The organism is Cupriavidus sp. IK-TO18 (assembly GCF_015549295.1).
Classification (GTDB): Bacteria; Pseudomonadota; Gammaproteobacteria; order Burkholderiales; family Burkholderiaceae; genus Cupriavidus; species Cupriavidus oxalaticus_A.
Genome location: NZ_JADGMP010000029.1, coordinates 87587 through 103538, shown reverse-complemented (window position 1 = coordinate 103538; position 15952 = coordinate 87587). Strand labels below are relative to the sequence as shown.

General features: G+C 66.3%; 14 protein-coding genes. 1 reads left to right on the top strand and 13 read right to left on the bottom strand.

What is annotated here, in order from left to right; genetic code table 11:
• Positions 1-216 precede the first annotated feature (216 nt).
• From IPF36_RS20930 to IPF36_RS20870, 13 genes are all read right to left on the bottom strand, one after another.
• Positions 217-1383: an ABC transporter permease gene (locus IPF36_RS20930; protein WP_135703144.1), complete on the bottom strand. Its 1167-nt coding sequence runs from the start codon at positions 1381-1383 to the stop codon at positions 217-219.
• 11 nt (positions 1384-1394) lie between these two features.
• Positions 1395-2549: an ABC transporter permease gene (locus tag IPF36_RS20925; protein ID WP_133095845.1), complete on the bottom strand. Its 1155-nt coding sequence runs from the start codon at positions 2547-2549 to the stop codon at positions 1395-1397.
• A 6-nt stretch (positions 2550-2555) separates the two neighbouring features.
• Positions 2556-3248, bottom strand: coding sequence for an ABC transporter ATP-binding protein (locus tag IPF36_RS20920; RefSeq protein ID WP_133095844.1), 693 nt, complete (start codon positions 3246-3248; stop codon positions 2556-2558).
• A gap of 23 nt (positions 3249-3271) precedes the next feature.
• Entirely contained in the window at positions 3272-4489 is a 1218-nt protein-coding gene (locus IPF36_RS20915) for an efflux RND transporter periplasmic adaptor subunit (protein WP_133095843.1), read from the bottom strand.
• Between the two features lie 189 nt (positions 4490-4678).
• A complete protein-coding gene (locus tag IPF36_RS20910) occupies positions 4679-5023 on the bottom strand; it encodes a helix-turn-helix transcriptional regulator (RefSeq protein ID WP_240745836.1) in 345 nt (114 codons plus the stop codon).
• On the bottom strand, positions 5007-5468 hold the full coding sequence (locus IPF36_RS20905; RefSeq protein ID WP_133095841.1) for an SRPBCC family protein: 462 nt from the start codon (positions 5466-5468) through the stop codon (positions 5007-5009). Before IPF36_RS20905 ends, IPF36_RS20910 begins: the two co-directional genes overlap by 17 nt.
• 95 nt (positions 5469-5563) lie before the next feature.
• Positions 5564-6517 (bottom strand): PDR/VanB family oxidoreductase, encoded by a 954-nt coding sequence (locus tag IPF36_RS20900; protein ID WP_133095840.1) that lies wholly within the window; start codon positions 6515-6517, stop codon positions 5564-5566.
• A 74-nt stretch (positions 6518-6591) separates the two neighbouring features.
• Complete coding sequence (locus tag IPF36_RS20895) at positions 6592-8238, bottom strand: APC family permease (protein WP_133095839.1); 1647 nt, start codon at positions 8236-8238, stop codon at positions 6592-6594.
• A gap of 340 nt (positions 8239-8578) precedes the next feature.
• Positions 8579-8881 (bottom strand): hypothetical protein, encoded by a 303-nt coding sequence (locus IPF36_RS20890; RefSeq protein WP_133095838.1) that lies wholly within the window; start codon positions 8879-8881, stop codon positions 8579-8581.
• Between the two features lie 46 nt (positions 8882-8927).
• Entirely contained in the window at positions 8928-9815 is an 888-nt protein-coding gene (locus IPF36_RS20885; RefSeq protein ID WP_133095837.1) for a TorF family putative porin, read from the bottom strand.
• A 180-nt stretch (positions 9816-9995) separates the two neighbouring features.
• Positions 9996-11726, bottom strand: coding sequence for a choline dehydrogenase (betA, locus tag IPF36_RS20880; RefSeq protein WP_133095836.1), 1731 nt, complete (start codon positions 11724-11726; stop codon positions 9996-9998).
• 85 nt (positions 11727-11811) lie between these two features.
• Entirely contained in the window at positions 11812-13278 is a 1467-nt protein-coding gene (locus IPF36_RS20875; protein ID WP_135703139.1) for an aldehyde dehydrogenase family protein, read from the bottom strand.
• Between the two features lie 28 nt (positions 13279-13306).
• Positions 13307-14422: an SRPBCC family protein gene (locus IPF36_RS20870; RefSeq protein WP_195429950.1), complete on the bottom strand. Its 1116-nt coding sequence runs from the start codon at positions 14420-14422 to the stop codon at positions 13307-13309.
• Positions 14423-14669: 247 nt separating this feature from the next.
• Between IPF36_RS20870 and IPF36_RS20865 the strand changes: the two genes are divergently transcribed.
• Positions 14670-15770 (top strand): helix-turn-helix transcriptional regulator, encoded by a 1101-nt coding sequence (locus IPF36_RS20865; RefSeq protein WP_240745835.1) that lies wholly within the window; start codon positions 14670-14672, stop codon positions 15768-15770.
• The last annotated feature ends 182 nt before the right edge of the window (positions 15771-15952 follow it).

The following is a 15952-nucleotide window of genomic DNA, read 5'->3' as shown; positions in this document are numbered from 1 at the left end:
CGCACTGGCCGCCAGCGAGGCCTGGCGAGTAGCATGCATCACTACGGGTTGTAGACGGACAGTGGGGAGAAGGCAAGGAAAGGATCGGGGCTCTTGGAGACCTGTAGCGAAGCCAACGGCGTTGGGTGCACCCAAGCCGCCCGAGCCGGGCTAAGCAAGGTGTTCTCCCTCTCCCCTCATTGGGAGAGGGGAGCAAACCGGCAGCGAGCGAGCCGCTCAACGCGCCCGCAGCGCATCCACGATATTCATCCTCGCCGCCCGCACCGCCGGCAGGAAGCCGCCCACCAGCCCCATCGCCATCGCGAACCCGAGCGTCTGCAGCGCAATGCCAGGCGTCAGGATGAAGCGGAACGACAGATCGGCAAACGTCTGGAAATTGGTCGTCGAGAACGACGCGAATTGCATCAGCGCCGCAAACGCCAGCCCGGCCACGCCACCCACCAGTCCGAGCAACGCCGCCTCGATCAGGAAAGCCACCAGCACGTTGGCACGCTTGAATCCCAGCGCGCGCAGCGTGCCGATCTCGGCCACGCGGTTGGCCACCGACGCGTACATGGTGATCATGGCGCCGATCATTGCCGCAATCGAAAAAATCGTGGACAGCGTAAAGCCCAGGATATTGATAAATTTGGACAGCGCCCTGGACTGGTCGCTATAGAAGACCTGCTCGCGCTTGGCCTCGTCGGCAAGGCGTGGATCCACGTCGATATCGGCGCGGAAGCGCTCGAACAGCGTGGGGTTGGCCAGCCGCACCACCATCGACGAATACGCATTGCGCCGGAACGACTGCATCAGCTGGTCGACATCGCCCCAGATCTCCGAGTCGAAACCGCTGCCGCCGGCGTCGAAGTGGCCCACCACAGTCCACTCGCGCTGGGCGAAGCGCAGGTGTTCGCCGATCTGCACGCCGGCAAAGCCGTCGGCAATGCTGCTGCCGACAATGATTTCAGCCGAGCCCGGACGGAACATGCGCCCCGCCACGAGCCTGACCTGCGGACGCAGGTCCATGCCCAGCGGCGAGATGCCGCGGATCACCACGTTGGAGGGCTGCCCGGTGCTGGACTTGGTCAGCGAGATCAGCACCACGGCCTCGCGCGAGGCCATCGGCTGGCCGGCGCCGGTCATGGCCACCGCCGGGTGCATTTCCATGATGCCGGCCTGGCCGCGCTCGACGGCGCTCTGGATTTCGGTCTCGGCGCCTTTGCGGATCACTACCACGTTGTCGCGCTCGCCGGTGGTGACCAGCGTCTTCTTCAGGCCGGCATCCAGCATCAGCATGGTGGCGAAGACAAAGACCACCAAAGCCAGCCCGCCCGCGGTCAGCGCGGTGGTCAGCCGCCGGGCCCACAGGTTGCGCGCGATATAGGTGAGCGGGATCGCCATGGTCGAACGCGTCAGCCGATTGCCCGCAGGCCTTCGACGATGCGCACCCGCGCGGCCTGTACCGCGGGCACGATGCCGGCGGCGATGCCGACCGCCAGCGCGCACGCGGCCTGCGCGCGCATCGTTTCCTGCGACACTGTAAACACCGGGAATACGCCGCCCACCGCCTGCTTGAACGCCGCCGCCATCGGCGGCGTAGCCAGCATGCCGAGCGCGCCGCCCGCCACGCAGATCGCCAGCGACTCGCCGAACACCAGCAGCGCCAGGAATCCTGGTCCGAAGCCCAGCGCCTTGAGCGTGGCGTATTCCGCGGTGCGCTCGCGCGCACTCATCGCCATCGCATTGGCCATCACCGCCATGATGATCACGATCACCACGTAGGAGACCACGCGGATCGCCGCGATGATCTGGTTCGACATGGCGACGAAGCCGAGCTGGAACGCCTGCTCGGTCTCGGTCAGCGTCTCGGCCAGCGAGTTGCGGAACACGGCATCGACATTGCGCGAGATCGCCGCGGTGTTGTCGGGATTGTCGACGCCCAGCACATAGACCCCGACCTGGTCGGCCTGCCGCGGCGACTTCTTGCGGATGGTCTCGTTCAGGTATTCCCAGTGGAACACCATCTGCTTCGTGATGATGCTTTCGTCGCGGCCGTCCATGATGCCGCGCACCACGAACTCCCAGGTGCCGGGGTAGATGGTGCCCTTGATCGGGATCACGTCGCCGATCCTGAAGCCGAACTGGTCGGCCAGCTGGCGGCCGACCAGCGCCCCTTTGCGGTCGCGCTGGTATTCGGCACGCTGCTGTTCGGGAACGATGAATTCCGGGTAGAGATCGAGATAGTTGTCCGACACTGCGAACTGCGCGAAGAAATTCTTGCGGTCGCGATAGACGCCGCCGAACCAGTTGGAGCGCGCCACCGCGGTCACGCCGTCAACGCCGCGGATGCGGCCCTCGTAGCTGAGCGGCAGCGGGAACACCAGCGAGATCGCATTGCGCGTCACCAGCCGCGCGCTGGACGCGGCCGACGCGCCGGCGTACCACGCATCGATCACGGTCTGCAGCAGCCCGAACGCCAGCACCGCGATCACCAGCCCCAGCACGGTCAGCGCGGTGCGCAGCTTGTGCCGCAGTGCGTTGCGAGTGATCAGCTTGAGCGCGTACATGACGGATCAGGCCACCTCGCCGCGGATCAGCTCGCCCTTATCGAGGTGCACCAGCGAGCCCGCCGCGGCCGCGGCATGGGCATCGTGCGTGACCATGATGATGGTCTTGCCGAGTTCCGCGTTCAGGCGCTGCATCATCGCCAGGATTTCCGCGGCAGAGGTGCGGTCGAGGTCGCCGGTGGGCTCGTCGGCGACGATCAGCGACGGGTCGGTGATCAGCGCCCGCGCGATCGCCACGCGCTGCTGCTGCCCGCCCGACAGCTCGGACGGGTAGTGGCTCATGCGGTCGGCCAGGTTGACCATGTCCAGCACCAGCTCCACGCGCGCGCGCCGTTCCGCGCGCGGCAGGCTGGTCAGCATCAGCGGCAGCTCCACGTTCTCGAATGCGGTCAGCACCGGCATCAGGTTGTAGAACTGGAAGATAAAGCCGACGTTGGCCGCGCGCCAGTCCGCCAGCGCGGCCTCGGGCAGCTGCGTGATATCGAGCCCGCCCACCTGCAGCGTGCCGCTGTCGGGGCGGTCGATGCCGGCGATCAGGTTCAGCAGCGTGCTCTTGCCGGAGCCGGACGGGCCCATCAGCGCGACGAAGTCGCCCTCGCCGATATCGAGCGAGATATCGGTCAGCACGGGCACGGTCTGCATGCCGCGCCGGTAGGACTTGGCGACGTGGCTGATGCGGACCAGCGGCGCGGTGCTCATGCGCTCACCCTCATGTGGTTACTTCAAGGCTTGGCCGGCGTGACGCGGTCGCCGTCGCCGAGTTTGTCGCCGGGGGACAGCACCAGCACGTCGCCGGTCTTGACGCCCTGTACCGCGACCAGCTCGCCGAGCTTGTCGCCGGTCTTGACCTGGGTCTCGTGCGCCTTGCCGTCCCGCACCACGTAGACCACCTGCCGGCCATCGCGCATGACCACCGCGGCGGGCTGCACCGCCACCATCGGCTGGCGGTCGCGCGCCGTGGCCGCGCGCGACAAAAAGGCGATCTTGGCGCTCATGTCCGGCAGCACGCGCGCGTCGCGGTCGACAAAGCGCACCTTGACCAGCACCGTGGCCTTGGAGCGGTCCACCGTCGGCACGATGCGCGACACCTGCCCGGCCAGGCGCACGCCCGGCAACGCATCGAGCAGCAATTCGCACGGCTGGCCGGCGCGGATCCTGGCGATATTGGATTCGGCGACGTCGGCCTCGACCTCCAGCGTCTCCATGTCGGCAATGGTCACGATCGCGCCCTTGGTGTCGGCGGCGGCCGAGAACGGCGTGATGTTGTCGCCGACGTTGGCATGCTTGACCAGTACCACGCCGTCGAACGGCGCGCGCACCACGGTCTGTTCCACCGCCACCTCGGCCGCGCGCGCATTGGCCTGCGCCGACGCGATCGACGCCTGCGAGCTGCTGACCGAGGCCCTGGCCTTGTTGTAGCGCGCAACATCGGCGTCGTACTGGGTGCGCGAGATCGCGTTCGGCCCGATCAGGATCTGCGAGCGGCGCAGGTTGACTTCTGCGTCCTTCAGCTCCGCCTGCTGCAGGGCCAGGTTGGCCTGTGCCACCTTGACCTGCGCCTGCGCCTGGGCGAAGGACGCGGACACGTCCTTGCTTTCCAGCCGCGCGATGACCTCGTCCTTCTTCACGCGCGAGCCTTCCAGCACGCCCAGCCATTCGAGCCGGCCCTGCGCCTTGGATGCGACCGCCGCCTTGCGCTGCGGCACGACATAGCCGGTGGCGTTGAGCAGCGTGAAATTCTGCGTGGGGTAGGCCGAGGTAACCGTTGTGGTCTGCACCGACTTCGGGCCGGCGAGCCTGACAGCGATGCCGAGCACGGCCAGCAGGATCAGCGCGATGACCGCATAGCGCAGCCATCTGCGCCGGGGGCGGACGCGGGCGCCGGTCGCGGCGGTGGCGCTGCGGTCGATTTTCAGCCTGGACAGGTCGTGGTCAGCCAATTGCGCGCTTCCTCCGGCAGGCCTGGCGCGGGCGCGGCCTGCGTTGCCGTGGTGGTGAGGCGGGGGGCTTCCCAGTATAGCGGGGTGCGCGGGGGATTACATGTTGCGGTGTCGTCTACAAACTGTGTGCTCCCTCTCCCGCTTGCGGGGTAGGGGAGCAAACAGGTGACGTGCGGGACGTCGGTTTGGCTAGTGATTCGTCTCTACCGCCAGCTTCAGCTTGCCCAGCGCAAACTCCCACTGCCTTCCAATCGCCTCCAGCGAGCGCCGCGCCGCCTCGACCTGCCCGGGCTCGAACATCCACAGCCGCTCGCGCCCGGCCTTGCTGTCGCGCACCAGCCCGGCCTGCGACAACACCTGCAGGTGCTTGGTCACCGCCTGCCGCGTCATCGCGCTGCCGGCGGTCAGCTGCGCGATCGACATCGCGCCGCCCGCGCACAGCGCGGCCACCAGCCGCAGCCGGGTCTCGTCGCCCAGCGCGGCAAAGACCGCGGCCGACTGTTTCAGATCCAGCGCTTCAGGCGCCGGTGACATGCTTGCGGACATTGTTCATCTGTGCGTCCCAGCCGCCGCTGTTGAGGCGGAACGCTTCCATGCGTCGTTCGGGCGGGATCTGGTCGAAGCCAGACTCGACCACCGTCAGCATGGTGCCGCCGTCGACTTCGCGCAGGGTGAATTCCACCAGCGTGCTGGGTTCGCCGGAATAGTCGCGCCCGCGTTCCACCGGAGCGGGGTGCCAGCGCCAGGACAGCAGCCTTTCGGGCTCGATGCGTTCCACCTGCACATCGAATCTCAGGTACTCGTAGCCGGGGTGGGTGATGCTGCCGATGGCGCGCCGGCCGGGCGTGAAGGTGGCGCCGTCGAATTTGACGCCGAACCAGCTGCCGAAGGTATCGGCATCGGCCAGCGCGTGCCACACGCGCGCCACGGGGGCTTCTATCAGGATGCTGCGCTCGATGCGGTCGGTTTCTGAGGGCATGTCCGGTCTCCTGTTTCGGGGGTTGATATGCAACGGTGTGGTTGCATGTTAGGAGACCGGGGAGGGAGATGCAACCAAAAAGTTGCGAATGGCGATCAGAGATCCAGTACCAGCCGCTGCCCCTTGCACCGCGACACGCACAGCATCATCGTTTTCTGCGCCGTCTTCTCCGCATCGGACAGGTACTGGTCACGATGGTCCGCTTCGCCCTCCAGGATCGCGGTTTCGCACGAGCCGCAGATACCCTCGCGGCACATGCAATCCACCTGGACGCCGGCTTTCTCGATCGCGCGCAGCAGCGATTCCTCTGCGCCCACCTGCAGCGTCAGCCCGCTCTTTTGCAGCACGGCCTCGAAGGCGCCGCCGGTGGTGTCGACCTCGTTGCGGAACTGCTCGAAGTGGATACGGCCGGCATCCCAGCCGGCGGCGCGCGCGGCGTTGACCACGGCATCGTTCAGCGGGCCGGGGCCGCACACATAGACATGGGTATCGGCGGGCTGCGCGGCGAGCAGCGCGGCGATGTCGAGCATGGTGCCGGTATCGCTCTCGTACAGGTGCAACTGGCCCGGCTGCAGCGTGGCCGGCAGTACGTCGAGGAACGCCGCGGACTGCGCGTTGCGGAAGCAGTAGTGCAGCTCGAACGCGGCGTGGCGCGCCCGCAGCGCCTGGATATGCGTCATGAACGGCGTGATGCCGATGCCGCCGGCGATCAGCAGGTGGCGGCCGGCGCCGTGGTCCAGGCCGAACAGGTTGCCCGGCGCGCCGATGTGCAGTTCATCACCCTCTTGCACCTGCTCATGCATGTAGCGCGAGCCGCCGCGCGAGGCTTCTTCCAGCCGCACTGCGATCTGGTAGTGGGCCGGGTTGTCCAGCGCGCTGGTCAGCGAGTAAGCGTTGCGCAGCCGGCCGCTGTCCATATGGACCACGACGTGGCTGCCGCTGGAGAAAGCGGGCAGCGCGCCGCCGTCGCAGGGTTGCAGGGTGAAGCGCTTGATGCCGGCGGCCAGCGGCTCGACGCGGCCGACGCGTACGCGGAGCGTGTCAGTCATGGCAATACCTCGGAATGCAGGGAATGTCGGGAAGAGAGAGGGCAGGCGAGCCAGGCGCCGCCTGCCTCGCCAGATCAGGAGATCACGGTCAGCCGCGCGGCGATCCACACCACCGCCGCGCCGGCGATCAGCGCCACGTAGGGCAGCTTGCCGGCACGCGCATGCGGCAGTTCCATGTCGCGGCGCATCGACTCGGGGAACTGGCCCTTGTCCTGGACATAGTGGCGGTAGACGAAGACCGGCACGATCAGCAGCGCGGCGATCAGGCCATTGCGCAGCGTGTTCTCGCCCTGGAAGTTGGCGCCGGCGCCGACAAAAGCCAGGTCGAAGAAGCCGCAGAACGCGCCCAGTGCCAGCAGCCAGTTCTTGCACTTGTACGGGCGGGCCCAGTCCGCGCGGTCCATGCGGTGGATCCAGCCGGCCTGCAGGTTCAGGAACACGAAGATCATGTAGCAGACATTGCTGATCGACAGCACCGCCATGTAGTTCGACATCAGCAGCAGGAACAGGTTGAACAGCAGGTCCGTCCACATCGCGCGCGTCGGGGAGCCGTGCTCGTTGACGTGCGAAAGGTAGCGCGGCAGCCAGCCGTCGAGCGAGGCCTGGTACAGCGTGCGCGACGAACCCATCATCGAGGTCATCACGATCAGCAGGATCGCCAGCACCAGCATCACCACGATCACGTTGAACACCACCGCGCCGCCGCCGACGAACTTGGCCATTGCCGCGCCCACGCCGGAGCCGTCGACGATGTCGGGCGCCAGCATGCCCTGCAGCCCGAGCGAGCCCTGGAAGGCGATCGGCACCGCGATGAACATGAACAGGCACAGCACGCCGGACCAGAAGATCGCCTTGAAGGTGTCCTTCTGCGGGTCCTTGAACTCGCGGGTGTAGCAGACCGCGGTCTCGAAGCCGAAGGTCGACCAGCAGGCCAGGAACATCGCGCCCATCGCCGTGCTGATGCCGGCCGCGTTCCAGCCGCCCAGCACCGCGGCGCCGGTGGCGTCATGCGTCAGCGGCAGCAGCGGCAGGAAGTTGGTCGAGGGCATGTCGCCGGTGAACAGCGGCACCAGCGCGATCACCACCAGCGGCGTCAGCGAAGCGATGCCCAGGATGCGCTGCGTGGTAGCCGCGGCCGAGGCGCCGCTGTGCTGCAGCTTGAAGGTGATCAGCAGGAATGCCGTCGCCAGCAGGAAGGTGGAGTTCACCCGCAGCGTCAGGCCTTTGCTGACGAAGCCCAGGTCGACCAGCGTCAGCTGCCACGTGTTGATGACCGAATCGGGCGGGAACAGCGCGCTCAGCATGTAGCCGGCGGCCAGGCTGGTGCCCAGCGCCAGCATCGGCGACCACGCCACCCAGTTGCACCACACCGAGACCGGCGCGACGAACTTGCTGTAGCGCACCCAGCCGAGCGCGCCGTACACCGAGGCGCCGCCCGACTTGTGCGGATACAGGCCCGAGATCTCGGCGTAGACGAAGCACTGCGCAAAGCCGATCAGGATGGCCAGGATCCAGATCACCCACGCCGGGTTGCCGATGGTGGCGGACACGCCGCCGATGGTGAAGAGCACGCCGGCGGGCACGCCGCTGGTGACCCAGAAGGCGTCCTTCCAGGTCAGGGTGCGCTGCAGTTCATGGGATTGGGTTGGCTGGGTCTGTTGCTGCGCAGGGGCGAGCGGCGCCTGCGCGCCGATCGACAGCACGTCTTTTTGCGAATACACGAAATGTCTCCTTGCTTCCCGGTGCCGTTTGTCTGGAGCGCTAGCTCCGTCACGGTCTGCCGTCTGCGGTGGGTAGGTACTTGGGTACTGCCTGCCGGTCGTTACGACGGTCGGGAATCTGTGGCGGGAATTTTGGGGGCGTTTCTCATCCTTGTCTCCTGTTGTCATCCCGGGGTTGCCGCGATCCCCGAATGCAGGTCTCGCGACTTCCGGTGTCTTATCAATTCACCAAAAGTAAATTACAGCACTAATGGTGTTTCGAATGAGTATAGGAACGGCGCTGTGCCATGGCAACGGAAGTTTTGTATCGCGTTGCAATCGGCACCGGCCGCGCCGTGGGTTACTGCTGCACGGGCTGCCCCGGACGCGGGCCACCCAACGTTTCAACCACCGCGCGCCCGGTCCGCCGGTTGCGCCACCATCCCAACAGCGTCAGCCCCAGCCAGAAGCACTGGGTCAGGAACGAGGCCAGGTTGAAGGCGCCGGTCAGCGAGATCAGGATGCAGCTCGGCCCGATCACGTTGAGGACGACCGCCAGCCGGCCGGTCGGGGATTTGTGCAGGACCTGCACGGCAAAGTGCGCGGCGACGTAGGCGGCTACGCCGACAAGTCCGGTCGCATCGGTAAGACCCAGGGAGGCCATGGTGGTGTGCTTCGTAAGGCAGTGGTACAGCGGTTGGTGAATGCCGTCAGAACGTCTTGGTCAGCGAGACCAGGAACGTGCTTTTCAGCGGGTTGGACACCGCCGGGTTGCCGGAGGAATCCAGCGCGCCGGTGGTGTAGTTGTCGTAGACGTCGGTGCGGCCCCAGCCGCGGGTGTAGGCGCCCGTCAGGGTCCAGCCGCCTTCGAACGCCTTGGAAACCGCGACGCGCACGTCGCGGAAGCTGTAGGCGGCAAAATTGCGCACGCGCTCCTGACCGTAGTGCAGCAGTAGCGAAACGCCGTGGCCGAGGTCGAAGGTGCCGTTGATGTCGAGGTAGCCCGAGCCGCGGCTGTGCAGGTTGTTGCCGGTCAACAGCGAGGCGCTGTTATAGCCGAAGTAGTCGGGCGTATAGGTCAGCCAGTACTTGACGTTGAACCACTTGTAGGTCAGCGAGGCGACTGCCTCGCCATAGTTGTATCTGGTCTGTGCGTACTGCAGTTTCGCGCCCGGATACAGGTAGTAGTAAACCTGTCCGGCGTAGACGAAGTCGCCGACTGTGCCGGTGTAGCCGGCATACAAGTCCCATTCGACCGTGCCGCCCTCGATGAACTTGTCGCTGATGCTCGACATCCAGGTGCCCGCGGAAAAGCCGCTCGGATGGGCGTAGTCGATGCCGCCCTGTACGGCAGGCTTGCCCCAGGTCTGGCGGAAGCCGCGCGAGACGTACTGCGAGGTCAGCGTCATGTTGGCGCTCCACGGCGACGCTACCGCAGCGGCTTCTGCCGGCGGCACGGTCGCGGTGACCTGCGGCACCGGCGCGACCGCCAGCGTGGTGTCGCCGTCGGCTTGAGCCAGCGCCGGCAGCGCCTGGCACAGCAACAGGGGCAGGGCGCCTTGCAGGGCCCGTCTTGCGGGAAAGCATTTGCGCAGCATGGAAGTTGTCTCCTCCTTGCAGCCGGTCTGGGTTTGTTGATGGGTCGCCGGCTTTTGGTGGTGTGGGAGGCGCGACGCGTCCGACTGGGCGCACGCTGCCCGCCGGGACCTTGGTCCCGGCAGCACATGTGCCGCAGTCTGGGGTTCGGGGCGGTAGGCCCGCGAGTCGCGCCGCTCGGGTCAGGCAGGCATCGGCACGGGGACGCGCGCGGTGGGTGGCTGCGCTCGCTCCGCACTCGCCTGCCTGCGCGCCGGCGCCGCCTTGTAGTAAGGCGCCGTCGAGCGCTGCAGCGGGGCGCGACCGCGGATCACGTCGGCCAGCTTCTCGGCCATCATGATCGTGGGCGCGTTCAGGTTGCCGGTGACGATCCTCGGCATGATCGAGGCATCGACCACGCGCAGGCCAGACAGGCCATGCACGCGGCCCTGGTTGTCGACCACGGCCATCGGGTCGGACGCGTCGCCCATCTTGCACGTGCACGACGGGTGCAGGGCGGTCTCGGCATGCTCGCGTACGAAGGCATCGATCTCGGCATCGCTCTGTATCATCATGCCGGGCTTGATCTCGCGGCCGCGGAACTGGTCCATCGCCTGCTGGCCGATGATCTCGCGCGTCAGGCGCACCGCGGCGCGGAACTCGCGCCAGTCCACGTCATGCGCCATGTAGTTGAACAGCAGGCGCGGCTTGACGCGCGGGTCGCGGCTGGCCAGCTTGACGAAGCCGGTGCTGGGCGAGCGCATCGAGCCCACATGGCACTGGAAGCCGTGCGACTGCACCGGGTTGCTGCCGTCGTAGTTCATCGCCAGCGGGATGAAGTGGTACTGCAGGTTGGGCCACGCAAACTCGTCGCTGCTGCGGATAAAGCCGCCCGCTTCGAAGTGGTTCGACGACGCGATGCCCGTGCCGCGCAGGTACCACTCGATGCCGATGGCCGGCTTGTTCCACCACTTCAGCGCGGGGTACAGCGACACGGGCTTAATGCATTCGTACTGCAGGTACATCTCCAGGTGGTCCTGCAGGTTTTCGCCGACGCCTTTCAGGTCCGCGACGGGATCGATGCCGAACGCGCGCAGCTCATCGGCATTGCCCACGCCGGAGCGCAGCAGCAGTTGCGGCGAGGCCACCGCGCCATTGCTGACGATCACTTCGCGGCGCGCGCGCGCTTCACGCACGTGATCGCCCTGGATGTATGACACGCCGATGGCGCGCTGCCCGGAGAACAGGACGCGGTCCGCGAGCGCACGGGTGTGCACGGTCAGGTTGGGCCGGTCCTTCGCCTGGTCGAGGTAGGCCAGCGACGTGCTGCAGCGGCGGCCGCGCGCGGTGGTGGTGCGGTCCATCGGACCGAAGCCTTCCTGCCTGTAGCCGTTCAGGTCGTCGGTCTTGCCATAGCCAGCCTGCTCGCCGGCCTTGATAAAGGCGTCGAACAGCGGGCTGATGTTCGCCTTCGGGGTGGTCACATGCAGCGGGCCGTTGCCGCCGTGGTAGTCGTTGGCGCCCTTGTCGTAGGTCTCGGCCTTGCGGAAGTAGGGCAGGCAGTCGGCGTAGCTCCAGTCCTCCAGCGACCGGTTCTCCGCCCAGCCGTCATAGTCCATCGCGTTGCCGCGGATATAGACCATGCCGTTGATCAGCGACGACCCGCCCAGTCCCTTGCCGCGGCCCTGCGTCATGCGGCGGTTGTTCATGTGCGGCTCGGGCTCGGTCACATAGGCCCAGTTATAGGTGGTGCCCTGCAGCGGATACGCCAGCGCCGCAGGCATCTGCGTGCGCCAGTCCAGGCGCCAGTCTGGGCCGCCGGCTTCCAGCAGCAGCACCGAGACACCGGCGTCCTCGGTCAGCCGCGCCGCCAGCACGCAGCCCGCGGAACCTGCGCCGACGATGATGTAGTCGTACTCTTGGATTGCCTGCATGGTGCAATCTCCTTGTGTGCTTGACGCCGTGCGTGGCAGCCCGGGGACGGTACCGCCGCGCACGCGATTGCGAAGTCAGCTGCGCTCAGGCGCCAAACCAGCCCATCGCCTTGGGGGCCAGGTTGATATAGCTGTGCTTGAGCTCGGTGTACTCGTCCAGGCCGATGCGGGCCAGCTCGCGGCCGATGCCGCTCGCCTTGTAGCCGCCCCACGGCGCTTCCGGGAAGTACGGGTGGTAGTCGTTGACCCACACCGTGCCGAAGCGCAGCGCGCGCGACATGCGGTTGGCCTTGTCCAGGTCGCGGGTCCAGACCGCGGCGGCCAGGCCGTACGGCGTGTCGTTGGCGGCACGCAGTGCCTCTTCTTCGGAGCGGAAACGCTCGGCCGTGATCACCGGCCCAAAAATCTCCTCCTTCGCAATCTTCATGTCTGCCGTCACGTCGGCCAGCAGCGTCGGCTCCAGCCAGTAGCCCTTCTTGTACACGTCGCCGGCCGGCCGCTTGCCGCCGTGGACCAGGCGCGCGCCTTCCGCAATGCCGGCCTGCACCATGCCAAGGATCTTCTCGTGCTGTTGCGCCGACTGCACCGGGCCCATTTGCGTTTCGCCATGAAAGCCGTTGCCGATCACGATGCGCGGCAGGCGTTCGGCCAGCCGGCTGATGAATGCATCATAGATGCTGTCCTCGATCATCAGGCGCGAGCCGGCGGAGCAGACCTGGCCGGCGTGGAAGAACGCGGCGTTGAGCGCGTAGTCCACCGCGGCATCCAGGTCGGCATCGGCAAAGACGATGTTGGGGTTCTTGCCGCCCAGCTCCAGACCGATGCGCTTGAAGTTGCCGGTGGCGGCCTTCATGATGCTCTCGCCGGCAAAGGCGCCGCCGGTGAAGGACACCAGGTCCACATCCAGGCTCTCGGCCAGTTCGGCCCCGACTTCGGCGCCGCCGGTCACCAGGTTGAACACGCCTGGCGGCAGGTCCAGCTCGGCCACCAGCTGCGTGAAGTGGTGCGTGGTCAGCGGCGTCAGGTTGCTGGGCTTGATCACCACGGTGTTGCCCGCGCCCAGCGCCGGCGCGATCTTCCATGCGGCCTGCAGCAGCGGGTAGTTCCACGGCGTGATCAGGCCGCACACGCCGACCGGCTCGCGCAGCGTGCGGCTGATGACGTGGTGCGGCGCTTCGTTGACGGCGCCCGATTCCGACGCCACCAGCCCGGCAAAGTAGCGGAAGGTGGCGGCGATATCGCCCATGTCGGTGCGGCTCTCGGCCAGCGTCTTGCCGGTGTTGAGCGACTCCAGGTGGGCGAGCTTCTCGGCATCGCGGTCGATCAATCCGGCGATCTTGTTCAGCAGTCTGGCGCGGTCACGGATCGTCGTCTGGCGCCACGGGCCGTCGAAGGCCTTGCGCGCAGCTGCGATGGCCAGGCGCGCGTCGGCGCGGGTGGCTTCGGCGGCCTGGGCGATCACGGATTCGTCGGCCGGGCTCACGATGGCGCGCGTGCCGTGGTCGACGGGCGACTGCCACTGGCCGTCGATATAGAGCTGGGTCTGGATCATTGCTGCGGTTCCTCGTTATCTTGTTGGTTCAGGCGGCCAGCGCGTCGAGCACCATCTGCTGGAAGTGCTGCACGCCGTGCTCGCCGATGGCGGAGGTCTTGTCGTCGGTGACCAGCAGCGGACCTTGCCCGTTGCGGTAGCCGCGCGACTTCAGGCCGCGCTGCACCGATTCGACGATGCTGAGGTCTTCCGGCTTGAGCACGTTCTTGTAGTACTCGATCAGCTGTTCCTGCTCGGCCGTGGGCGTGCTGTCGCGGAAGTAGAACTCGAAGTGCTGGATGGTGGTGTCGGCATCCACCGGGAACATGTAGAACACGCCATAGTTGCCGTCGCCCGGCAGCACGTTCAGCGTGACGTTGGGCCACAGCCAGTACGCGGCGAAGTCGGTATTGGGCGCATCGCTGTCATACGTGAAGGCGTCGCTGCCGGAGCGGGTCTGTCCGACCTGGCTGGTGTAGAGGCCGCGCACTTCGTGCTTGTAGGTCTCCATCCTGATCGACTCGACCAGCGCCGGGTGCGCGGTCTGGCAGTGCAGGCACTCCAGGTAGTTGTCGACCACCACCTTCCAGTTGGCCTTCATTTCGTAGGTGAGCTTGTGCGCCGGTACCAGCTTGTCGACGTCAGGGCAGCGCGCGCGGATCTCGTCGTTCAGGCCGGCGGCCAGTTCCGACAGCGGCTTCGCATCCATGTCCAGGTTGACGAAAATCAGGCCGCAGAACTCTTCCACGCGCACCGGCGTCAGCCCGGCGTTGTCCTTGCAGAAGCCCGGCACGTTTTCGGCGTTGCGCACATGGATCAGCTTGCCGTCCAGGCCGAACGACCACGCGTGGTACGGGCAGGTGATCACGTTCTTTGCCTTGCCGGCGCCATCGGCGAACAGCTCGTGCGCGCGGTGCGGGCACACGTTGTAGAACGCGCGCAGCACGCCGTCGCGGCCGCGCACCACGAACACGTTCTCGCCCGCCACCTTGGCGGTGGCGTACTGGTTGTTCTCGGCGACCTGGCTCTTGTGCATCACGCAGACCCAGCTGCGCGCGAAGATCGTCTTCTTTTCGTGCTCGAAGATCTCCGGCGAGGTGTAGTAGTGGGCCGGCAGCGTGTAGGCCAGCGGGGTGGTGCTGCAGGCGGCGGTGGTCTCTTGCATGGGGGTGTCTCCTCGTTTGTCTCGGTCTGTGCGGTGACTTGTCGATTCACTGAAAGTAAATTAAATTACCACCAGTGATGTGGAATGAAGTCTAGTGACGAGAGCGGGAGCGGCGCAATATGGTAAAAGCGATCGATAGAACATACACAATTGATCCAAGCTATCAAGTCACGCGATTTACCCCGATGGTGTAAGGTTCGAGTTACTCAATTCACCATCGGTTGAAAAAAAGTAGAGGGGGGATGCCATGACCGAAGACACTTTTGCCACCCGCCTGAAAGGCGTGCTGGAGGGCAAAAGGATCATGCTCAAGCAGGTGGCCGAGGCCCTGTCGGTCTCGCCATCGGCGGTACACAAGTGGACCCGCGGCGGCGAGATCGAATACGAGCGCCTGCTGGCGCTGGCGCGCTTCCTGGGCGTGAACTGGCTGTGGCTGCGATATGGCGAGCAGGCCATCGCCGACCTGGAGGCAAGCAGCGCGTCCGATCCGCACATCAAGGAACTGCGCCAGAAGCACCTGGCCGAGATCATGGAAAGCGAGGCGCGTATGAAGTTCGCGCAGGAGGTCTCGGGCATCGTCACGTGGGAATGGAACGTGCTGACCGACGGCCTGACGTACTCATCCAACGACGTCACGCTGTTCGGCCGGCATATCCGCAACATGGACGACTTCTGGGCCTGCGTGCATCCGGCCGACGTGGCGCGGCTCAAGGAAGTGCTGGCGCGCACGCTGGGCGCGCAGGAAATGCACGAGTGGGAATTCCGCGTGGTGCACGAGGGCACCACGCGCTGGATCTCGTCGCGGGCCACGCTGGTGCGCGATTTCGACCAGCGCCCGGTGAAGATGATCGGCGTCAGCCTGGACATCACCGAACGCCGCCGCGCCGAGGCCGCGCTGCGCCAGAACGAGGCGCTGCTGGCCAAGGCGCAGGAGATCGCGCACCTGGGCGGCTGGTACTGGAACATCCAGACCGACGACTGCGCCTGGACCGACGAGGCCTATCGCATCTTCGGGTGGGCGCCGCAGGCGTTCAAGGTGACGATGGACCGCTACCTGGCCTCGATCGTCGAGGAGGATCGCCCGCGCGTGCAGGCCGCCATCCGCGCGGCCACCGTCGACAAGGCGCCGTACCGCGTGGACTACCGCATCACGCTGCCCGACGGCAGCCTCCGCGACATCCACGAGGAAGGCGAGGTCACGCTGGACGAGCACGGCAATGCGCTGACCATGGTGGGCGCGTCGCAGGACGTGACCGAGCAGAAGCGCGTCAAGGCCGCGTTGGTGGAGGCGTTGGCAGAGGGGGAGGGTGGCACGGAGGGGCCGAAAGCGGCGAAGAGCAGGCGTTGAGGGGCATCCGTCAGGTGCGACGCTACGCGCTGTGGTGAAACAATCGTTTCGCACCGGGTGGCTTTCGGGTGATGCCGGCGTACTTTTCGGTGAAAACGTCTTGATTGCATGGGAAATCGTAAATGCAACAAATGTTGCGCAAATCCCCGCCAAGTCCTTATACTGTTTCGCACCGCGCCACG